The sequence below is a fragment of the Pseudoruegeria sp. SK021 genome, from assembly GCF_002119405.1.
Classification (GTDB): Bacteria; Pseudomonadota; Alphaproteobacteria; order Rhodobacterales; family Rhodobacteraceae; genus Meridianimarinicoccus.
On record NZ_MTBG01000005.1, the window covers coordinates 105460 to 125345 of the forward strand.

General features: G+C 60.5%; 21 protein-coding genes. 14 read left to right on the forward strand and 7 right to left on the reverse strand.

The window, feature by feature from the left end; translation table 11 throughout:
• Positions 1-397: 397 nt before the first annotated feature.
• From BV911_RS05600 to BV911_RS05615, 4 genes are read left to right on the forward strand one after another with little or no spacing between them, the layout of a single operon-like run.
• Complete coding sequence (locus tag BV911_RS05600; protein ID WP_086052603.1) at positions 398-1546, forward strand: ABC transporter permease; 1149 nt, start codon at positions 398-400, stop codon at positions 1544-1546.
• A 9-nt stretch (positions 1547-1555) separates the two neighbouring features.
• Positions 1556-2386 (forward strand): ABC transporter ATP-binding protein, encoded by an 831-nt coding sequence (locus BV911_RS05605; RefSeq protein WP_086052604.1) that lies wholly within the window; start codon positions 1556-1558, stop codon positions 2384-2386.
• The gene (locus tag BV911_RS05610; protein WP_086052605.1) at positions 2383-3831 is read left to right on the forward strand and encodes an MlaD family protein; all 1449 of its coding nucleotides are present in this window, start codon (positions 2383-2385) and stop codon (positions 3829-3831) included. The genes BV911_RS05605 and BV911_RS05610 overlap by 4 nt, the downstream gene beginning before the upstream one ends.
• 15 nt (positions 3832-3846) lie before the next feature.
• A complete protein-coding gene (locus BV911_RS05615) occupies positions 3847-4461 on the forward strand; it encodes a membrane integrity-associated transporter subunit PqiC (protein ID WP_168183990.1) in 615 nt (204 codons plus the stop codon).
• A gap of 162 nt (positions 4462-4623) precedes the next feature.
• On the opposite strand, the gene BV911_RS05620 is transcribed toward BV911_RS05615, so the two are convergent.
• Both BV911_RS05620 and BV911_RS05625 read right to left on the reverse strand, forming a co-directional pair.
• Positions 4624-4887, reverse strand: a complete 264-nt coding sequence (locus BV911_RS05620) for a DUF6522 family protein (protein ID WP_086052607.1) — start codon at positions 4885-4887, stop codon at positions 4624-4626.
• Positions 4884-5324 (reverse strand): Rrf2 family transcriptional regulator, encoded by a 441-nt coding sequence (locus BV911_RS05625; RefSeq protein ID WP_086052608.1) that lies wholly within the window; start codon positions 5322-5324, stop codon positions 4884-4886. The genes BV911_RS05620 and BV911_RS05625 overlap by 4 nt, the downstream gene beginning before the upstream one ends.
• 76 nt (positions 5325-5400) lie before the next feature.
• Between BV911_RS05625 and BV911_RS05630 the strand changes: the two genes are divergently transcribed.
• Both BV911_RS05630 and BV911_RS05635 read left to right on the forward strand, forming a co-directional pair.
• Positions 5401-5856, forward strand: a complete 456-nt coding sequence (locus BV911_RS05630; protein ID WP_086052609.1) for a group III truncated hemoglobin — start codon at positions 5401-5403, stop codon at positions 5854-5856.
• A 21-nt stretch (positions 5857-5877) separates the two neighbouring features.
• Positions 5878-6174, forward strand: coding sequence for a hypothetical protein (locus BV911_RS05635; protein ID WP_086052610.1), 297 nt, complete (start codon positions 5878-5880; stop codon positions 6172-6174).
• 19 nt (positions 6175-6193) lie between these two features.
• Here the strand turns inward: BV911_RS05635 and BV911_RS05640 are convergent, their stop codons facing one another.
• Complete coding sequence (locus BV911_RS05640; protein ID WP_086052611.1) at positions 6194-7396, reverse strand: HPP family protein; 1203 nt, start codon at positions 7394-7396, stop codon at positions 6194-6196.
• A 110-nt stretch (positions 7397-7506) separates the two neighbouring features.
• Complete coding sequence (locus BV911_RS05645; RefSeq protein ID WP_086052612.1) at positions 7507-8931, reverse strand: sodium:alanine symporter family protein; 1425 nt, start codon at positions 8929-8931, stop codon at positions 7507-7509.
• A 272-nt stretch (positions 8932-9203) separates the two neighbouring features.
• On the opposite strand from BV911_RS05645, the gene BV911_RS05650 reads away from it, so the two are divergent.
• Positions 9204-9815 carry an AAA family ATPase gene (locus tag BV911_RS05650; protein ID WP_086052654.1) on the forward strand — a complete coding sequence of 204 codons (612 nt, stop codon included), beginning with the start codon at positions 9204-9206 and terminating at the stop codon, positions 9813-9815.
• 7 nt (positions 9816-9822) lie between these two features.
• Here BV911_RS05650 and BV911_RS05655 read toward each other — a convergent pair whose 3' ends face one another.
• Both BV911_RS05655 and BV911_RS05660 read right to left on the reverse strand, forming a co-directional pair.
• A complete protein-coding gene (locus BV911_RS05655) occupies positions 9823-10416 on the reverse strand; it encodes a ferric reductase-like transmembrane domain-containing protein (protein ID WP_086052613.1) in 594 nt (197 codons plus the stop codon).
• A gap of 100 nt (positions 10417-10516) precedes the next feature.
• On the reverse strand, positions 10517-11383 hold the full coding sequence (locus BV911_RS05660) for a MurR/RpiR family transcriptional regulator (RefSeq protein WP_086052614.1): 867 nt from the start codon (positions 11381-11383) through the stop codon (positions 10517-10519).
• A 122-nt stretch (positions 11384-11505) separates the two neighbouring features.
• Here BV911_RS05660 and BV911_RS05665 point away from each other — a divergent pair, with 122 nt between their 5' ends.
• The 7 genes from BV911_RS05665 (at position 11506) to BV911_RS05695 (ending at position 19262) form a co-directional block, all read left to right on the forward strand.
• Complete coding sequence (locus tag BV911_RS05665) at positions 11506-12300, forward strand: N-formylglutamate amidohydrolase (protein ID WP_086052615.1); 795 nt, start codon at positions 11506-11508, stop codon at positions 12298-12300.
• Positions 12297-12803 carry a TRAP transporter small permease subunit gene (locus BV911_RS05670; RefSeq protein ID WP_086052616.1) on the forward strand — a complete coding sequence of 169 codons (507 nt, stop codon included), beginning with the start codon at positions 12297-12299 and terminating at the stop codon, positions 12801-12803. The genes BV911_RS05665 and BV911_RS05670 overlap by 4 nt, the downstream gene beginning before the upstream one ends.
• Positions 12803-14125, forward strand: coding sequence for a TRAP transporter large permease subunit (locus BV911_RS05675; RefSeq protein ID WP_086052617.1), 1323 nt, complete (start codon positions 12803-12805; stop codon positions 14123-14125). Before BV911_RS05670 ends, BV911_RS05675 begins: the two co-directional genes overlap by 1 nt.
• Before the next feature lie 58 nt (positions 14126-14183).
• On the forward strand, positions 14184-15221 hold the full coding sequence (locus BV911_RS05680; protein WP_086052618.1) for a TRAP transporter substrate-binding protein: 1038 nt from the start codon (positions 14184-14186) through the stop codon (positions 15219-15221).
• Between the two features lie 75 nt (positions 15222-15296).
• Positions 15297-16661, forward strand: coding sequence for a glutamine synthetase family protein (locus BV911_RS05685; protein WP_086052619.1), 1365 nt, complete (start codon positions 15297-15299; stop codon positions 16659-16661).
• Positions 16662-16735: 74 nt separating this feature from the next.
• Positions 16736-18112 carry an aldehyde dehydrogenase family protein gene (locus BV911_RS05690; protein WP_086052620.1) on the forward strand — a complete coding sequence of 459 codons (1377 nt, stop codon included), beginning with the start codon at positions 16736-16738 and terminating at the stop codon, positions 18110-18112.
• A 4-nt stretch (positions 18113-18116) separates the two neighbouring features.
• Complete coding sequence (locus tag BV911_RS05695) at positions 18117-19262, forward strand: iron-containing alcohol dehydrogenase (RefSeq protein WP_086052621.1); 1146 nt, start codon at positions 18117-18119, stop codon at positions 19260-19262.
• Positions 19263-19413: 151 nt separating this feature from the next.
• Here the strand turns inward: BV911_RS05695 and BV911_RS05700 are convergent, their stop codons facing one another.
• Positions 19414-19860: a MarR family winged helix-turn-helix transcriptional regulator gene (locus BV911_RS05700; RefSeq protein WP_086052622.1), complete on the reverse strand. Its 447-nt coding sequence runs from the start codon at positions 19858-19860 to the stop codon at positions 19414-19416.
• Positions 19861-19886: the final 26 nt, after the last annotated feature.

Below are 19886 nucleotides of genomic sequence, written 5' to 3' on the forward strand. Positions count from 1 at the left end.
GGCCTGCCTTGGACAACTCGCATCCCTTACGGTGCAATTGATATCTCAATCCTTAATCCTTGTAAACCAGCCGAGTGTCGCCAGCACGTGGACCGTGTGCTGTGTCGGTCTTAGGGCTGGGGGGGCGCTTTTAAGAAGGTTGTCGCGGATGGATGGGGTGGATTTCTATCGGTAGCGTGTTATGAACGTTGGAAAAAGGACTTGCCCCAAGCTTTGTTTTGGCAAAAAAGTTGCGCTTCGCCAAAATGCGTCAAATGGGGTCGAGCCGCGCAATCGGTGCGATGAGCATGCGAGAAATTTGTGACGGGCTGCGCGCAGTCAATTAAGACAGTGGACGAGAAATACCACGATCGAAGCCGGCGGTATCCCGGTTAGGAGTTGCAGGATGAGTGTCGCCATGAGCGATGTTGACAATCGCTCAAACGCAGACGTCACCTTTCAAAAGGGCGCAGACGGGGTCGGAATTGTGACCGTGTCGGGGGCGTGGACGCTGCGGGCAGATGCGCCGGGCGCGGCGGGCATCCTGTCTGCGATGGGCGCTGCGGGCACGCTGCGATCTATTGGCTTTGAGGCCAGCGGCCTGACCGGTTGGGACAGCACCTTTGTCACGGCGGCGCTGCAGGTGATTGCGCAGTGCAAGGCGCAGGACATCGAGGTTGATCAAAGCGGGCTTCCAGCCGGAGCGCAGCGTCTTATCGCGCTTGCGACTGCGGTGCCCGAACGGCAGGGCGCACGGCGTAGCCGGTCACAGGATGGGTTTTTCGTCCGCGTCGGAAATGCGACGATCCAGACCTATAAAGGCGTGCTGGATACGGTCACGTTTCTGGGGGAAGCCACGATTGCCTTGGCGCGGTTTTGTGTCGGCCGGGCAAAGTTTCGCCGGGTCGATTTGATGATTGCGCTGGAAGCCTGCGGCCCCAAAGCGCTGCCCATCGTGACGCTGATCTCCGTGTTGATTGGGCTTATTCTGGCCTTTGTCGGGGCAATCCAGTTGCGTCAATTCGGGGCGCAACTGTATGTGGCCGATCTTGTCGCCATTGCCATGGCCCGCGAAATGGCCGCCATCATGACCGGGATCATAATGTCTGGTCGCACCGGCGCGGCCTTTGCTGCGCAACTTGGCACGATGCAAGTCAACGAAGAGATCGACGCCTTTCGAACGCTTGGCTTCCCGCCGATGGAATTTTTGGTGTTGCCGCGGATGCTGGCGCTGATTTTCATGATGCCGCTGCTGTGCATCTACGCGAACATCCTTGGAATTCTTGGCGGCGCGATTGTTGGCGTTGGCATGCTCGGACTGACCCCGACCGAGTATTACATCCAGACGGTCAACAGTGTCACGCTGGTTGATTTTGGCATCGGTGTGTTCAAAGGGGTCGTGTTTGGCGTCGTCATCGCGCTGTCGGGCTGCTTGAAAGGGATTCAATCGGGGCGCAGCGCGTCTGCCGTGGGCGATGCCGCCACAGCCGCCGTCGTTATGTCGATTGTCTTGATCATCGTTCTGGATGGTCTGTTCGCGGTCGTCACCAGCTTAATTGGGATCTGAGGCGCCGACATGATCACACCCACAGCCCCGCCCCGCCCCCATATCGACATCACCGGACTGCGGTTGCAGTACGGCGACTTCCTGATCCAGAAGGATCTGACCTTCACGGTCAACAGGGGCGATATTTTCATCATCATGGGCGGCTCTGGCTGCGGGAAAAGCACCGTGTTGAAGTGCTTGATCGGCCTCAAGTCACCGGCATCCGGGCGGGTTCAGATCGGCGAGACCGACTTCTGGGGAGGGGCCGAAGATCAGCGGCAGGCGATGATGCGCAATTTCGGGGTGCTGTATCAAAGCGGCGCCTTATGGAGCTCGATGACGCTGGCTGAAAACGTTGGTCTGCCACTGGGCGAATACACCGACCTAAGTGCGGCCGACATCCGCGAACTTGCCGCGATGAAGCTAGCCCTTGTTGGTCTTGCCGGGTTCGAGGACTATTATCCTTCCGAGATCAGCGGCGGGATGCAGAAACGGGCCGGGATCGCCCGGGCGATGGCCCTCGATCCCGACATCTTGTTTTTCGACGAACCTTCGGCAGGGCTGGATCCGATCAGTTCGAAACTGCTGGATGACCTGATCTTGGAATTGCGCGACAGTCTGGGCACCACCATTGTGATTGTAACCCATGAATTGGCCAGTATCTTTGCGATTGGCAACAATTCGGTGTTTCTGGACCCAGTCAGCAAGACGATGATCGCGCAGGGCAATCCACGGCAATTGCGGGATCACAGCCCGAATGCCGGCGTGCGCGAATTTCTCAATCGTGGCAAATCACACAATGACGACGCCCCCCAACCAGCACCGGTTGGGCAATGCAATAAACCGGAGGCCGCGACGTGAGCCAGAAAACCAATCCAAAGCTGGTCGGGCTATTCGTGGTCGGGGCGTTTTCGCTGGCGATCTTAGGCCTATTGGCCTTCGGAAGCGGCAGCCTTTTCAGCGCCAAGCGCAGCTATGTCCTGTTTTTCCAAGGCTCGGTGGCGGGCTTGCAGGTGGGCGCACCAGTGAACTTTCGCGGCGTTCCGTTGGGGTTCGTCACTGACATCAGCGTGAGCTATTTCCCCGATGATGTCTCGTCGCAATTTGTCATTCCCGTTTATATTCAGATCGAACCGGACCGGATTCGTGGCACCACATCAGGGACCACCGTCACTGTTCAGGATCTGATCAATGATGGGCTAAGGGCCGAGCTTGGCATGCAATCCTTCGTGACCGGCCAACTGAGCGTCGAGCTTGATTTCAGGCCGTCCACCCGCGCCAGATTATTGGGACTTGAACCCGACACGGTCGAAATTCCAACCTTGCCCTCGGACACCGAAAAGCTGAAAGCCAGTGTGACCCGACTGGCCGATATTTTGCAAGAACTGCCGCTGGAGGACATCGCCAAAGAGGTGGAGTCAGCCGTTTCCGCCGCAGCACACAGCATCGTTGAAATCAGTAAGGCCGTCGATACGGTGGCCAGCAAGATCGGGCCATTGGCCGACGAGGTCACGGCCACCATTGCCGATGTGCGGTCGACTGTGACTGAGGCACGCGCCCGGCTGGAAATGCAGCCCGGTGAAGTGTTATACGCAGCGATGAAGAACTTGGAACATGTGCAAGCCGTCGCGACTGGCATACAGGCGCAGATCAAGCCGCTGTCGGATCAGGCGGTCTTGACGCTGCAAGCGCTCGCACTGACGGCAAAGGACGGGCAGACGCTGTTTGACAGTTTGGAGCAGGAAATTTCGCCGATTTCGGCTGAGTTGAAGCAAGTGTTGTCAACCGCGACAGTGACCATGGGTGATGCGCGCACGGTCATGCAATCGCTCGATACCAAGTCCGGACTTTTAATCGCCGAGGCGCAGACGGCTTTGACAACTGCAACCCAAGTGCTGGACAGCGTCCGCGAACCCATTGGGAAGGTCGGGGATCTGGCCGCTGTCTTTGCGACGGAAGTCGAACCGCTGTCATCCGAGGCGAAGCTGACGATGGCCGCCGCCCGATCCGCGCTTGATGATGGTGGCCGGGCGATTGCGGATCTTCGGACCTTGATTGCGAATGTGGACGGCGGGGTGCAGCCGATTATCACCAAAGCAGAAGCGATCTTGGACAACGCCGATGTGGCCATGCGGGACGCCCGGAGTGCGATTGCTGGCGTTAGAACGGTGATCAGCCCCGATGCACCGACCATTGCGCAAGTCGACACAGCGCTGCGCGAGGTGCGGCGCGCGGCGACCTCGCTCCGCGAGTTTGCCGACTTTCTTCAACGTAACCCGAACGCGCTCTTGACGGGCAGACGATAGAAACGGAGACCCATGATGTCACGAGCTTTTTTCGGCACCGCGCTGCTTCTCATATGTGGGACGTTGGCGGGCTGTGCCAGCAAGCCGTCGAATTTCTACATCCTGTCTGCCCCCGGGGCTGAGACAGCACAGGCGGTGCAGACAACCCGCATGGCGGGCCCTTCGATTGGCATTGGTCCAATTACCCTGCCGGAATATCTGGACCGGAGCGAGATTGTCACCCGCAACAGCGAAACGACGCTGGAGGTTCATGAAATGAACCAATGGGGCGGCAACCTGACCGAGAATGTCCAAAGCGTTCTGGCCGAAGTGCTGTCGGACGGGATGAACACAGATCGGTTGTTCCTGTACCCTTGGTCGACCTCGGGGCAGATGACCTATCAGGTTTTGGTCCAGATCAACGCATTTGAGGCCCGGGAAGATGGAAACGTCGTGCTGGATGCCCGCTGGACGGTGCTCAGCGGCAGGACGCAGGATGTGCTGAAGATGGGCCGGACCCTGTTGCGCGAGCCGATTGGCGCCACGCCGAACGGCGTTGCCGGGCCGGACTACGCCGATATCGCCGCCGCGATGAGCCGCAGCGTTGCCCGACTTGGACAAGAGATCGCTGCAACGGGACTGCTTCGGTAAGCCGGACGCGCGGCCCGGCCCTATGGCCAGTTTTCGACGGTGCTGCGCAGGGTGGCGGGCACCACCCGGTCGGGACCGGACTGTCTGATCTGGTCCCGCAGTTGCAGCGCCCGTTGCCGGGGACCGTTCCCTTGCGGCGCGCTGACCGGTGTGGTCTGGAACTTAGGGTGAGGGCGACCGGACCGGAAAGCTTGACCGCGACAAGATCGTGCCGGCGTCGTCGACGGTAAACCGACAGGCGCGGCCAGAGTGGCGGAAGGTCAGCCGCCAACGCCCGATGTCGGCATCAACGCCTGCCTCGCACTGTGAGGTCATGCTGCGGTCGCGCATGGCGCTGCGAACCTGATCTTCGGTCAAACCGAAGGCTTTCGCAAGCAGCGGTGCGGGCACCACAAACCCTGCGCCATCCCGGTCAATCTGGGTCATTGGGGTTCCATCCAATTGTCTGTTGCCGCGGTGAGCGGGCTTAATGCGATATCGGCCAGTGTCGTACGGTCCAGCTCGGCCAGAAACGCGGCCTCTGCCGCCCGCAGGCGGCCTTTTAGACGGCAGTCAGCCCCGAGAGAACAGGTGCCGCCGTCGGGGGAAAAGCAGTCGACCAATGGTTGACCTTCCTCAAGCAAGCCAACGGTTTGACCCAGCCGGATGTCGGCGGCAGGGCGCGCCAATATCGCGCCACCGCCAGCGCCACGCCGGGTCTGGACCAGCCCGGCGCGGGCCAGATGTTGAATGATCTTAGCCAAATGGTTGCGCGACAGACCCAACTCATCGGCCAAGTCCGCACTTGAAAACCCACGGGACGGGTCGCCAGCCATCCGCATCAGAATGCGCAGGCCATAATCGGTAAAAGCGGTGAGGCGCATGTGCGACGGAATCCTTGAATGGGTATTTACAATACCTATTATAAGTTTTATGCAAAGGTGCAAGATGGAGAGCAGCATGGACGCAGCCTTGACCAAACCCCCAATCGTCTCGGCCCGTCCCGATGTGACCGCCGCGGTGATGGCCAAAACCGGTCTGGATCAGGCCGTGTTGCGCGATCTGGTGCACCGCTTTTACACGCGGGTCCGTGCCGATCCCGTTCTGGGGCCGATCTTTGCGGCCCGGATTGCGGACTGGGGCCCACATTTGGACCGAATGGTGGCGTTCTGGTCCTCGGTCGCGCTGATGACTGGACAGTATCATGGTCGCCCGGTGCCTGCGCATACGCCCCTGCCGATTGATGCTGCCCATTTCGACCGCTGGCTTGGCTTGTTTCGTGCCACCGCGACCGAGGTCTGCACGCCAGAAGGCGCGGCGCATGTGATTGAACGTGCCGAGCGGATCGCCCATTCGTTGCATGTGGCTGTGGTGTCGGCGCAGACGGATCCCGGCGCGCCCCCCCGATTGGTCTGACGGCAAGCGGCCGGTGCGGCTATGCGCGGCCTTTCATTGTCGCGCTGGAAACCGGCGACCACCAACCGGTCGAAATGTGCTATGCTGCTGCGAGAGCTTGACCTGAAACTGAGGGAGGGGCCGATGTCTGACACTGCCCGTTTTTCGTCGCCACCGTGTTTTGCCAGTGACGTTGCGCCAGACTATTTTGATCCGCCGCCGGTGACAGCATCTGAGGCCGACACCATTGCGCCGCCCGGGTCCGTGGCCAAGGCGGGCGATCCGGCAAAACCCGACCGATCAGATACATCGGCGTACGAGACGCAGCCCCAGTCCTGAGGCGTGATTGTTCGCTGGTTTAAGCTGAATGGTCCCGCGCTGGCAGAGCCCCGGTGTCTGGCGCGAGGCTTCGGCGCGCCAGCGCAGCGATCAGGTCGGTGCGCGTCACGATGCCAACGATCCGGCCCCGGACCAGCACCGGCACCGCGTCATGCCCCCCCTCGGCCAGCATGGGCAACAAGGCCCCAGCCGGGGTGTCAGGCGTTGCGCGGGGCAGAGCGGCGGTCATAATTTCACCGGCCAGCACTGGCGCTTCGCGCCCGCCATCCAGCAGCCGGGCCATGGCCGCGCCAAAACTGCGTTCCAGCCGTAAGGCATCCTCGCGGCCCCGGCGGATCAGATGGATCTGAAAGATCACCCCGAGAAACTTGTCTTCTGCCTGAATCACGGGCAACGCGGTAAAGTCATGCTGCCGGAACAGATCGGCCACCTTTGTCAGGGGGGCATCGGGCGCGACCGTCACCAGATTTGTCGACATAATGTCAGCCGCCGTCAGCGGCCCAACGCGGTGGCTGGCGGCCTGAATTTCGGCGGCGCCAACCAGCCGGGCAAGATCCTCGACCCCAAGGTTCAGGGACTGACGATAGCGTTTAAGAATGTCGGTTAGTTCGGCCTCGCTCAGGCCCAGCCGCTCCATCGCGGGGGGATCTGCGGTGCCTTGATCGTTGGGGGCGTCGAATTGTCGAAACGGATAACGCCGCCCAGTCAGCGGCGCATAGATGGCCGCGATCAGAACCAGAAGAGCCGTGCCCGCCGCGACCGGGACGAGGGCGAACCAGAAACCCAGCTCAGCAACGGCATCGGGGCTCATCGCGGCGGTCATGGCGACGGCTCCGGCGGGGGGATGCACCGCCCGCAGCAAGCTGGTTGCGGTGATGGTCAGCCCCACTGCCAGCGCGATGCGCAAAGCCGGGTCGGGGATCATAAGGCAGCACGCCACCCCGACCACCGCGGCAAGGCTGTTGCCGATGACTGCCGACCACGGCTGAGCCAGCGGGCTGTTCGGCACCGCAAACAGCAGAACCGAACTGGCCCCGAATGGCGCGATCAAAAACAGCCCGGTCCGCAGATCGACCGTTGGCGCCAGCACGAATACCCCGACAAGGCCGAGGCCAATCAAGGCCCCAAGCCCCGAACGCAACGCATCACGGATCGAGAAAGCCGGGACAACGGGGCCAAGGGCCAGCGCGATCCGGTGCGCAAGAGTGGGGGGCGTGCTCATCAAAGTCTCATCGTAAAGGGTCGTATGTCTCGGGCAGTTCTGCCCCAATCGGAACAGGGGGGCGCTTTCCAGTCGCCCCCCTGTTCGGGATCGGGATGCCGCGAGGGCGGTTAGCCGTTCTTTGGCCAGGACTTCGTGTCGATGTCGAGATCGGCGTAGTTGTCCGGGTCGAGAACCGGCGTTTCTATCCCGGCCGCAATCTGGGCGCGGAAGTCACTCAGCAACCGCAGCACGATCGGGAACAGCATGATCAGGGCCAAGAGGTTCACCAGCGCCAGCACGCCCATCATCGGATCCGAGAAGAAGAAGACCGAGGTGGCGCCGGGGGCAATGGCGCCCAACAGAACGACGCCCATGACCACGACCCGAAGCACGTGAACGGTGACCGGGTTGCTGGTCATCACGGTCAGCGCATTTTCACCAAGATAGTAATTATACATGATCGAACTGAACGAAAACAACAGGATCGCCGTGGTCAGATAGTATTTCGACCATTCCCCGACTTCCGACGCCAGCGACTGCTGTGTCAGCGCGATGCCGTCGATGCCTTCTGCGCCCGGAACGTAAACATCGCTGAGCAAGATCAGAAATGCGGTGCAGGAACAGATCACCATCGTGTCGATAAAGACCGACAGGGATTGGGTGATGCCTTGGCTGATCGGGTGCTTGACCCCGGCGGTTGCCGCGACGTTCGGGGCCGATCCCAGACCGGCCTCGTTCGAAAACAAGCCCCGGCGCAAACCTTGCGCAATCGCCGCGCCGACGCCGCCGCTGACGGCCTGCTCCCATCCCAAGCCGTTGGAAACGATGCTCCACAGCACGGCGGGCACGGAAAACAGGTTCAGAACGATGACCAAAAGGGCCATCAGAATATAGCCGATTGCCATGACCGGGATGATCACATCGGCCACTTTGGCAATGCGGTGAATGCCGCCATAGACGATGACGCCCGTCACCCCAGCCAACACCAGCCCGGTCCAGATCCGGTCGATGCCGAGACTGTCTTGCGCGGCGCCCGCCACGGTGTTGCCCTGAAATGCGTTGAACCCAATGGCGAAGGAGGCAATCAAGCTGATCGCATAGAGGACCGCTAGCCAGCGAAAGTTCTCGCCCAGACCATGGATGATCGACCGCGCCGGGCCGCCCCGGTAGCCGCCATCGGGATCGGTGCGTTTATAAAGCTGGGCCAGCGAACATTCGACCAGACTGGTACACATCCCGACCAGCGCAATGATCCACATCCAGAATACCGCACCCGGCCCGCCAAGAGTGATGGCCACGGCGACACCGGCAATATTGCCGCCGCCGACGCGCCCACCCACTGATACCAGAAGGGCCTCGCGGCTGCTGATCTGGTTGGGGTCATCGGATTCGCTGCCCGCTGTCAGTACCCGGAACATCCGCTTGAAATAGGTGAATTGGACGAAGCCGGTCATGATCGTCATGAAAACGCCGAAGACGACCAGAAACGGGATCAGCGCCCAGCCCCAAGTCAGGTCTCCGATGACCCCAAAAATCATTTCTAGAAAACCCATGCCTGCTCTCCTGTCTTTAATACCTGTGGCGTCGTTCAGACGGCGTCGACGCTTGAATTTCTATGACCGTATCAGGCTGAGTTGGCTTGGTAAGAGAGAATTTACCTTTCAGTGGCGAAAATATGCGCCGCCGGGTCGAGGGCGCAGTTCGGCCAGATTGTACCTTTGGCGAAACCTGTGGGATATAGCGCGACATGCGTCTGCCCTTCCCGGGGTGCTGCGCCGACGATCAAACGCGAGAGGCCGATCCAATGGGTAGCTGCGATATTAATATGGCGAAGCTGATTCCGATCCTGATGTCACGAGGGCAGGCCGGGCGCAGCATCACCGCGATTGCCGGGGCACCCGGGTCTGGCAAGTCGACGCTGGCCGAGGCCCTTGTCACGGCGCTGAACCGCGAGGAACCGGGCAGCGCCGCTGTGTTGCCGATGGACGGGTATCACTATGATGATCTGGTGCTGAACATCCGGGGGTGGCGGGCACGAAAAGGCGCGCCGCACACGTTCGATGTGGCCGGGTTCGCCGCGATGCTGCAGCGGTTGGTCAGTAATGCTGACGCCGAGATCGCGGTTCCGGTCTTTGATCGCAGTCTGGAACTGGCCCGCGCCGGTGCTCGGATCATTGCGCAATCGGTGCGGCATGTGATTGTCGAAGGCAATTACCTGCTGTTGGACAGCGCGCCTTGGGCGGCGCTTCGGCCCCTCTACGACACGACCGTTTTTCTCGACGTTCCCGAGCCGCAGCTGATCGCCCGCCTTGAGACGCGATGGGCAGCACTGTCGCCCGCTGATCGCGCGGCGAAGATGGACGGGAATGACCTGCCGAATGTCCGGCAAGTGGTCCGTGAAAGTGTTGCGCCTGAGTTTCGCGTTACATCCGTTTGACCCGGATTTAGGGGCGGGCTCTGGCGCGCAATCGGGGCCTGGCCAAACGGAAAACGCTGAGCAGGAGCAAGGGCGAAAACCACAGTGCGGCTTCCCACACGACCAGCCCTCTGAATTGGATCGCCCAATGGATAAAGGTTAGCACCGCCGCCGGATAGACCAGTTGCTGCACCCGTTTCCAGCGGGTGCCCAACCGCCGGACCGATGCATCTCGCGACGTCCAAGCCACGGGGATCAACAGTGCCAGCACAACCAGTCCTGTCCACACGGTCGGCCAACTGAGCCGGGACAAAGCCACCCATAACCCGCCGACGTGAATGATATAGCACAAGGTGTGCAGCACCCCGTAAACGAATGCCGCGACCCCGATATAGCGGCGTTTTCGCACCAGAAAGCGGCTTCCCAACTTGCCGCGACACAGCTGGCAAAGCGGCGTGGCGCAGAGGCAGAGAATGAACAGGTAGGCCGACCACTCGGCCGTGCGATAGCTCAGCTTGGTAAAATCCAGTGGCGCGTCCGCCGATAGGGCGCGCCACGCTATGAGCAGGCCCGGAAGCGCCAAGACCAGCCAAATCAGGTAGTCGAAATCAATCCGCTTCAAACTGACGCCTCACCTGACTGTTGACCTTAGGGTAAGTCTACCGGTCTTTCACCATCAAACAAGGAAATCGATTACGTTTCGATTAAAGGCTGCGGTTGGATCAAGGGGAGTCGCGAAAGATGCGGGTGGTGCCAAACATCGCTTCCAGCTCTTCTAGGCGGTCGCGGCTTTCGGTCCATCGGTGGCCTTGCACATCCGAGATCAGGGCCTCGACGATCATCATGATCGCGATTGTGGAATCCCAGCTTGACGGCACTTCGATCTGAACGTTGAAGGTGTAATCTGCGATGATCGCAATCGGCGATTCCCATTGGTCGGTGAACAAGACGATTTTACTATGGCGTCCGCGTGCCAGCTTGGCCAGTTTTTGCAGCTCCGCCTCATAACGCCGGATGTCGAACAGCACCAGAACCGACCGCTCATCCATATCCAGCAGGTATTGCGGCCACACATTCGGTGATTGGCTAAGCAGCGTGACGTTCGGACGAATGATCTGCAAGTGGTTGAACATATAATCGGCGATCGAACGGGTAATGCGCCCGCCCACCAGACACAGCCGCGCCTGTGGGTCGGCCAACAATGTCACCACTGCATCAAAGGCCGCCGGATCCAGCCGGGTCAGCGTATTGCGCAAGTTAGCCGAGATGGCATCCGCAAACTGATTCAGGGTGTGTTCCTCAGCCGCGTTCGCACGCCATGCCTCTTTTTTCAGCAATGGCGCCTTGATCTGGGCCGCGATTTCGCTGCGCAATGCTGCCTGCATAGCAGGAAATCCGTCAAATCCCAGCTTGCGCGCCATGCGGATCACCGTCGGCGTCGAGACGCCCGCGCTTTTGGCCAGATGGGTGATCGAGCCCAGCCCTGCCACGGGATAATCCTGTAACAGCACGCTTACCAATAGGCGCTCGGCCCGGGTCAGCCGCGCGTGTTGGGCTTGCATCCGGGATTTGACCGTTTCCGGAGCCATCTGTGCCACAATTTTCCCCTGATCGTCAAAGACGCGGAAAAATCTCCGCTGGTTCTTGAAGCATTGTTGACAAAAAAATCTCTTCTGTAAAGAATTCTACAAGAACAGATCGAGAGCGTCCAATGACCCACCGCCTGCTTCGACCACATGACGAACCTGCCGCCGAATTGGTGAACCCTGAGGGTGCCTGCCGCGTGATTCTGGTCTGTGAACATGCCAGCAACGCCATTCCGGACAGCCTGAATGGTCTGGGGTTGGATCCGGCGGCGCGGACCAGTCATGCGGCGTGGGACATCGGTGCCCGCGATCTGGCCCTGTGCCTCAGTCAACGGCTTGACGCGCCGCTGGTGGCGTCTCGGGTGTCGCGTCTGGTCTATGATTGCAATCGCGCGCCCGCGTCACCGGGGGCGATGCCAGACCAAAGCGAACGGATCAGCGTCCCCGGCAATCGAAACTTGACCGGACCGGACCGGCAACTGCGGATCGATGAGGTGTATCTGCCGTTTCGGCATGTGCTGCGGAACCTTCTGGACAGTCACGCGCCGATCGCGCTGGTGACGGTCCACAGCTTTACGCCGATTTATTTTGACGTGCCAAGGGCGGTCGAACTGGGCCTGCTGCATGACCGGGATGATCGTCTGGCCAAGGCGATGCTTGCGGCGGCACCATCCGCGACAACCCTGCGCACCGAGTTGAATGCGCCCTACAGCGCTGCGGATGGGGTCATGCACACCTTGACCGATCATGCCCTGCCGCGCGGACTTTTGAATGTGATGATTGAGGTCAGGAATGATCTGCTGGTAATGGCAGGCGGTCCAGCGCGGGTGGCGGGTGATCTGGCGGCGATGCTGGGGCAGGGGCTGAGCGCGCTTGATCCGAGCTGGGCCGCATCGGACCGTCCGGGGCGGACGGCATGAGTGTATCGCCGCGGCGTTTTGTGGCGGCCATTGATGCGGTGAATTACCGGGTTGGCCGGGTCGCCATGTATGGCATTTTCGTGATGATCGGGATCCTGCTGTGGTCCTCGGTGTCAAAGACGTTTTTCCTGCCATCGATGTGGACGCTGGAAAGCGCGCAATTCGCCATGGTTGCCTATTACATCCTTGGCGGGCCGTACTCGATCCAGCTTGGCTCTAACGTGCGGATGGACCTGCTGTACGGCACATGGTCGCCGCGCTTTAAGGCGATGGTCGATGCGGTGACCATTTTGTTCTTGGTGTTTTATCTTGGGGTCCTCTTGTACGGCGCCTATGACAGCACCGCCTACGCCCTGAAATACAGCGAGCGCAGCCCGACGGCGTGGCGCCCGCTGATGTGGCCGATCAAACTGACGATGTGCGTCGGGATCAGCCTGATGATTTTGCAATGTCTGTCAGAGTTCATCAAGGACATCCTGCGGATTCGCGGGGAAGAGATCTGATGTCCTATGAAATGATCGCGTTGTTGATGTTTTCCTCCATGATGCTGATGCTTTTGACCGGTCAGCGGGTGTTTGGGGCGATCGGCGCGGTGGCTTGCGTCGCGGCGCTGACGCTTTGGGGAACGGGTGGGTCGAACATTCCGTTCTCGGCTGCGATGAAGCTGATGAAGTGGTATCCGCTGCTGACCCTGCCGATGTTCATTTTTATGGGCTACGTGCTGTCGGAAAGCAAAATTGCCGATGACCTGTATAAGATGTTCCATGTCTGGATGGGTCCGCTGAATGGTGGCTTGGCCATTGGCACGATCCTATTGATGGTGCTGGTCTCGGCCATGAACGGGTTATCCGTGGCGGGCATGGCGATTGGCGCGACCATTGCACTGCCCGAGTTGCTGCGGCGCGGTTATGATAAGATCATGGTCACCGGGGTTATTCAGGCCGGGTCGAGCCTTGGCATTCTGGTGCCGCCCTCGGTGGTTCTGGTGCTCTATGCGATGATTGCGCGGCAACCGGTGGGGCAACTATGGCTGGCCGGGGTGTTCCCGGGGCTGATGATGGCGGCGATGTTCGTCATCTATATCGTGATCCGCTGCCGGATGAACCCCAGCCTCGGCCCCGCCTTACCCGCCGACGAGCGCGACATCACCAAGGCTGAAAAGTATCGCCTGCTCTGGGCTGGCGTTCTGCCATTCGTAATCTTTTTCGCGATGATGGTGCCATTCATCAACGGTTGGACCAGCCTTGTCGAAAGCTCGGCCATTGGCGCGATGACGGCGTTCATGGCCGCGGTTCTGAAAGGCCGGATGACCCGCGAGGTGTTTGAGAACTCGGTGCGCAATACGCTGGCGATTTCGTGCATGTTCATGTGGATCATCTTGGCCGCATTGGGCTTCGGTGCGGTGTTTGACGGGCTTGGGGCGGTTAAGGCGATCGCCAATCTGTTCACCGAACAACTGGGCCTCAGCCCGTGGATGATCCTGATCCTGATGCAGCTTAGCTTCATCCTGATGGGCACGTTTCTGGACGACACCGCCATGCTGGTCATCGTGGCGCCGCTATATGTGCCGCTGGTCGGTGCGCTTGGCTTCGATCTGATCTGGTATGGCGTTCTTTACACCATAACTTGTCAAATTGCCTATATGACCCCGCCGTTCGGCTATAATCTGTTTCTGATGCGCGCAATGGCGCCGCCTGAGATTGGCATCACTGATATCTACCGTTCCATCACGCCGTTTGTCGGGGTTATGGTTGTGGCGCTGATCCTCGTGATGGTGTTCCCGCAAATCGCTCTCTGGCTACCCAATTACGTTTACGGAAAATGACCCAAGAACTCTGCTGAAGCAGAGCAGCCTGCCCAACGTGACCAACAAGGAGAAGAAGATGACCACCAGACGCAAGTTTCTGACGACGGCCAGCCTTGGCGGCGCCTCGGTTCTCGCCGCCCCGGCGATTGTCAAAGCCCAAGACACGATCAAATGGCGGATGCAAACCTATGCCGGCTCGGCTTTGGGGGCCGAAGTGACCAAGCCCGCCGTCGATTTCATCAACAATGCCGCCAATGGCGCTTTGGAAATTGAACTGTATTACGCTGACCAGATCGTCCCGACCGGTGAATTGTTCCGGGCGCTGCAATCGGGCACCATCGACGCAGTGCATTCCGACGATGACAGCATGGCGGCCCCCACTGATGTGACGCCGTTCGGCGGCTATTTCCCACTGGCCACGAAACATGCGCTGGATGTGCCAGTACTGTTTGAACAGTACGGGTTGGCCGATATCTGGCGCAATGCCTATGCGGATGTTGGCGTGGCGTGGCTGTCTGCTGCAGGCCAAGACCCGTGCAACTTCAACACCAAGCAGCCGATCACCAGTCTGGCGGATATGGCCGGGCTGCGCCTTTACACCTTCCCGACAGCGGGGCGGTTCCTATCGCAGTTCGGCGTCGTGCCGGTGTCGATCCCTTACGAGGATGCGGAAGTCGCAGTTCAGACCGGCGAGTTGGACGGCATGGCCTGGTCCGGCATCACCGAGGATTACACGGTCGGTTGGGCCGATGTGACCGACTACTTCTTGACCAATAATATCTCGGGCGCATGGATCGGGTCGTTCTATGTGAACCAGCAGAAATGGTCCGATCTGCCGGACTATCTGAAAGGGGTGGTCATGGCCGGGATCGAGGCCAGCCACACCTATCGCAACCAGTGGTATTGGGGCGGCGAAGCGCGGTTACGGGCCAGCGGTGAAAAGCTGCAACTGACCTCGATCCCGCCGGAAGAATGGATGGTGGTCGAAGAAGCTGGCAAAGTGTTCTGGGACGAAATGGCAGAAACCAACGAGACCGCTGCCAAAATCGTGTCGATCTTCCGCGACTATAATAACGTGACCTCGAAAGCCGGCCCGCCCTATACCTTCGGCTGATCCCAACCCCATGGAGGGACGGGCGCAACCCGTCCTTCCAGTTCTTCCCCATTTTCTTTTCGACAGGAACCCACCATGGCCGGCCCGCTCGATTTCAACACACTTAAGGCCCGGGTGGCCGATGGCAGCATCGATACGGTGCTGGTCTGTCTTGTCGACATGCAAGGGCGGCTGATGGGCAAGCGCTTTCATGCGCAGAATTTCGTCGACGTCGCCTATGCCGAGACCCATTGCTGCAACTACCTGTTGGCCACCGATTTGGAGATGGCCCAGCCGGATGGGTACGCTTCGACCAGTTGGCGGCAAGGCTATGGCGATTACATGATGCGCCCGGATCTGACGACGCTGCGCCCGGTGCCGTGGCTTGAGGGCACGGCGATGGTGCTTTGCGATGTGCTGGACCATCACGGTCATGCCCCGGTGCCGCATTCGCCGCGGGCGATCCTGAAAGCGCAGATCGACCGGCTTGCGGCGATGGGGTTTACCGCCAAGATGGCGACCGAGTTGGAATTTACCCTGTTCACCCAAAGCTATGACGAGGCCCGCAAGGCCGGGTTTCGCGGGCTAGAGCCGATCAGCGGATACAACGAAGATTACCATATTCTGCAGACCACCAAGGAAGAGGGAATCATGCGCGCGCTGCGCAACCATCTCTTTGCGGCCGGCCTGCCGATTGAGAACACCAAGGGCGAAGCCGAGACCGGTCAGGAAGAACTGAACATTCGCTATTCCGATGCGCTGGACTGCGCCGATTATCACACCATCGCCAAGAATGCGGTTAAGGAAATCGCGTGGGCGCAGGGGCGCTCGGCAACCTTCCTGTCGAAGTGGCACCACACTAAGGTTGGCAACTCGACCCATATTCACCTGTCGCTGTGGCAGCAGGATCGCCCGGTCTTTCATGACCCCGCTGATCCGTTGGGAATGTCCGATCTGATGCGGCGGTTTTGTGCCGGGATGATCGCCTATGCGCCGGATTATACCGCCCTGCTGGCACCCTATGTGAACAGTTACAAACGCTTCGCCAAGGGCACGTTTGCGCCCACCAAAGCGGTCTGGTCTGTCGACAATCGTACGGCTGGGTTCCGGCTGTGTGGCGAGGGCGGCAAAGGCGTGCGGATGGAATGCCGGATCGGCGGGTCCGACCTCAACCCCTATCTGGCGCAAGCGGCCTTGCTGGCCGCGGGGATCAAGGGGATTGAGGACGAGATGGAATTACCGCCCCCCGCCATCGGCGATGTTTATGGCGACGCCGCAGCCCCCGAAATTCCCCGGTCGTTGCGCACCGCAACCGAGACGCTGCGCGGGTCCGAGATGCTGAAAGCCGCCTTCGGTGACGAGGTGGTCGCGCATTGTGTCCGCGCCGCCGAATGGGAGCAGATTGCCTTTGACAAGGTCGTGACCGACTGGGAAATAGCGCGAGGCTTTGAACGGGCCTGATGTCGTTCTGCGTGATCCCATCCCCCCTTATGCGTAAGGCCTGAGCTGACCCCCGGCCTGTTGAAAGGACCCTCGTGACCCAACATCTTGACTGCGTGTCCCCAATTGACGGATCGATCTATGCGTCCCGTCCTGTCCTATCGCTTGAGGCCGCCAAGGCCGCTGCGGCCAAGGCCCGGGCGGCGCAACCGGCATGGGCGGCGCGGCCCTTGGCCGAGCGGGTAGAATTGGTGCTGGCGGCTGTGGCAAAGATCGGTGAACAGACCGACCGCATGACCACCGAATTGGCCCATCAGATGGGCCGCCCGGTCCGCTATGGCGGCGAATTTGGCGGATTTTCCGAACGGGCCAGCTATATGGCCGGGATTGCCGACAGCGCGCTGGCCCCGATGATCGTCGAGGATAGCCCGAAGTTTCTGCGTAAGATCACCCGCGAACCGCTCGGTGTGGTGCTGGTGGTTGCGCCGTGGAACTACCCCTACATGACGGCGATCAACACCATCGCTCCGGCTTTGATGGCGGGTAATACGGTGGTGTTGAAACACGCGACACAGACCCTGCTGGTGGGCGAGCATCTGGCCGAGGCCTGTTATGCTGCGGGCATCCCCACAGACGTGTTCCAAAATGTGGTTCTGGATCATGACACGACATCGGCGCTGATCGCGGGACGAGCGTTTGACTTCATCAACTTCACCGGCTCTGTGGCCGGTGGCCGGGCGATGGAACGGGCGGCTGCCGGCACCTTTGCCGGGGTCGGAACCGAATTGGGCGGTAAAGATCCAGGCTATGTCCGCGCCGATGCCGATCTGGATGCGGCGGTCGCCACCCTGATCGACGGGGCCATGTTCAATTCCGGGCAATGTTGCTGCGGGATTGAGCGGATTTATGTGCATGAAAGTCTGTTCGATGCCTTTGTCGACAAGGCCGTCGCGTTGGTAAAGACCTATAAACTGGGCAATCCGCTTGACGCCGAAACCACGATTGGTCCGATGGCCAGCGCCCGTTTTGCCCTTGCGGTGCGGGCCCAGATCGACGCGGCCATCGGGGCCGGGGCCACGGCGCATATTCCGACCTTTGCCGAGGATGACGGCGCTGCCTATCTGACGCCGCAGATCCTGACCGGCGTCACCCATGACATGGACGTGATGCGCGAGGAAAGCTTTGGTCCGGTGGTGGGGATCATGCCGGTCAAGGACGATGCCGAGGCGCTGGCGCTGATGAACGACTGCCAGTATGGGCTGACCGCCGCGATCTGGACCGCCGATGCCGCCAAGGCCGAAGAGCTTGCCGCGCAGTTGCAATACGGCACCGTGTTCATGAACCGCTGCGACTATCTGGATCCGGCGCTGTGCTGGACCGGCTGCAAAGATACCGGGCGCGGTGGCGGTCTGTCTGTGATCGGGTTTCACAACCTGACGCGTCCGAAATCCTATCATCTGAAGAAGGCCTGATCCCATGACCTTGCGTGCCAACTGGTCCTATCCCACCTCTGTCCGCTTCGGTGTCGGGCGGATTTCAGAACTGGCTGACGCCTGCAAGGCCGCCGGGATCTCGAAGCCGCTGCTGGTGACCGACCGGGGCCTTGCGCCGATGGAGATCACCGTCCGTGCGCGTCAGATTCTGGCCGACGCGGGTCTTGGCGGCGACATGTTTGCCGATGTTGATGCCAACCCGACGGACATTAACGTCGAAGTGGGGCTGCGCGTCTATCGGGCGGGCGGCTATGACGGGGTGGTCGCGTTTGGCGGCGGCTCGGGGTTGGACGTTGGCAAGGCGCTGGCCTTGATGGCGGGTCAGACCCGGCCGCTGTGGGACTTCGAAGATATAGGTGATTGGTGGACCCGATCGGACCCGGCGGGCATTGCTCCGATTGTGGCGGTGCCCACCACGGCGGGCACCGGGTCCGAAGTGGGCCGCGCCAGCCTGATCACCAATTCCGAAAGCCATGAGAAAAAGATCATTTTCCACCCGAAGATGTTGCCTGCCGTGGTGATCTGTGATCCCGAACTGACCGTGGGGATGCCGAAGGCGATCACCGCCGGCACCGGTCTTGATGCGTTTGCCCATTGCGTCGAGGCCTATTGCTCGCCGCATTTTCATCCCATGAGCCACGGCATCGCGCTGGAAGGCATGCGCCTGGTCAAGGAATATCTGCCCCGCGCTTATGCCGACGGCACCGATATCGACGCGCGGGCGCAGATGATGGCCGCCGCTGCCATGGGGGCCACCGCCTTTCAGAAAGGGCTGGGCGCGATTCATGCCCTGAGCCATCCGATCGGGGCGGTGCATCACACCCATCACGGCACCACCAATGCTGTGGTCATGCCCGCCGTCCTGCGCTTTAACCGCCCCGCGATTGAAGAGGCGATTGACCGGGCCGCGGCTTATCTGGGGATCGCGGGCGGCTTTGAGGGGTTTTACGCCTATGTGGTCGCGCTGAACGCATCGCTCGGCATTCCCGAGACCCTGACTGCGCTTGGGGTCACAGACCCCGATCTTGAGGCGCTGACCCGTTCGGCGCTGAACGATCCCAGCACCGGCGGCAACCCGGTTGAAATGACACCCGAGAACACGCGCGCGCTGTTTGAGGCCTGCCTCTGACGGGGCTTGCGTCGGCAAGACAATGACGGGCCACGGCGACAGGGTGTCGTGGCTCGGACACCGGGGCAGTTCCAAGGCCCTGACCCGCGCGCATAGTTATTTTACATAAGTCTGATTATAGCAAGACGTCAACGTGGCATCCGCTGGTCGCTTAGGTCAGCTTACGCAGCAACTTCAGCAGCTGTTTTTGTTCGTCGGCAGTCAATGGCCGCAAGGTTGCGGCCGTGATGTCATGGCCGGTGCTGTGCAACTCATCAATCAGGGCAAGACTGAGGTCGGTCAAGGCAATCACGCTGCGGCGCTTGTCTTCGGTATCGGCGCTGAGCGACACAAAGCCCTTCCGATGCAGCCGGTCCACGACGCCCTTGATCGTCGCCACATCCATCGAGGTCAGACGCCCGAGGTGGTTCTGGGAACAGGGGCCGACTTCGGCCAGCCGAACCAATGCCGAAAACTGGGTTGGGGTCAGGCCGTCCGGCGCCCGGTCCTGAAACAGATTGGTGTGCCGTTGGCTGACCTGCCGCAAAACATAGCCGACCTGATCGTCGAGTTTGTACTCGCCGGGCGGCTGGGCGGGCGCGGAGGGTCGTTTGATCACGGAAGCCTACTTTGTCAAAGCTGAAA

Coding starts and splice junctions, on each gene's coding strand:
- BV911_RS05600 (WP_086052603.1), top strand. CDS start 398: ATGAGCGATGTTGACAATCGCTCAAACGCAGACGTCACCTTTCAAAAG.
- BV911_RS05605 (WP_086052604.1), top strand. CDS start 1,556: ATGATCACACCCACAGCCCCGCCCCGCCCCCATATCGACATCACCGGA.
- BV911_RS05615 (WP_168183990.1), top strand. CDS start 3,847: ATGTCACGAGCTTTTTTCGGCACCGCGCTGCTTCTCATATGTGGGACG.
- BV911_RS05620 (WP_086052607.1), bottom strand. CDS start 4,887: ATGACCCAGATTGACCGGGATGGCGCAGGGTTTGTGGTGCCCGCACCG.
- BV911_RS05625 (WP_086052608.1), bottom strand. CDS start 5,324: ATGCGCCTCACCGCTTTTACCGATTATGGCCTGCGCATTCTGATGCGG.
- BV911_RS05630 (WP_086052609.1), top strand. CDS start 5,401: ATGGACGCAGCCTTGACCAAACCCCCAATCGTCTCGGCCCGTCCCGAT.
- BV911_RS05635 (WP_086052610.1), top strand. CDS start 5,878: ATGCGCGGCCTTTCATTGTCGCGCTGGAAACCGGCGACCACCAACCGG.
- BV911_RS05640 (WP_086052611.1), bottom strand. CDS start 7,396: ATGAGCACGCCCCCCACTCTTGCGCACCGGATCGCGCTGGCCCTTGGC.
- BV911_RS05645 (WP_086052612.1), bottom strand. CDS start 8,931: ATGGGTTTTCTAGAAATGATTTTTGGGGTCATCGGAGACCTGACTTGG.
- BV911_RS05650 (WP_086052654.1), top strand. CDS start 9,204: ATGGCGAAGCTGATTCCGATCCTGATGTCACGAGGGCAGGCCGGGCGC.
- BV911_RS05660 (WP_086052614.1), bottom strand. CDS start 11,383: ATGGCTCCGGAAACGGTCAAATCCCGGATGCAAGCCCAACACGCGCGG.
- BV911_RS05665 (WP_086052615.1), top strand. CDS start 11,506: ATGACCCACCGCCTGCTTCGACCACATGACGAACCTGCCGCCGAATTG.
- BV911_RS05670 (WP_086052616.1), top strand. CDS start 12,297: ATGAGTGTATCGCCGCGGCGTTTTGTGGCGGCCATTGATGCGGTGAAT.
- BV911_RS05675 (WP_086052617.1), top strand. CDS start 12,803: ATGTCCTATGAAATGATCGCGTTGTTGATGTTTTCCTCCATGATGCTG.
- BV911_RS05680 (WP_086052618.1), top strand. CDS start 14,184: ATGACCACCAGACGCAAGTTTCTGACGACGGCCAGCCTTGGCGGCGCC.
- BV911_RS05685 (WP_086052619.1), top strand. CDS start 15,297: ATGGCCGGCCCGCTCGATTTCAACACACTTAAGGCCCGGGTGGCCGAT.
- BV911_RS05695 (WP_086052621.1), top strand. CDS start 18,117: ATGACCTTGCGTGCCAACTGGTCCTATCCCACCTCTGTCCGCTTCGGT.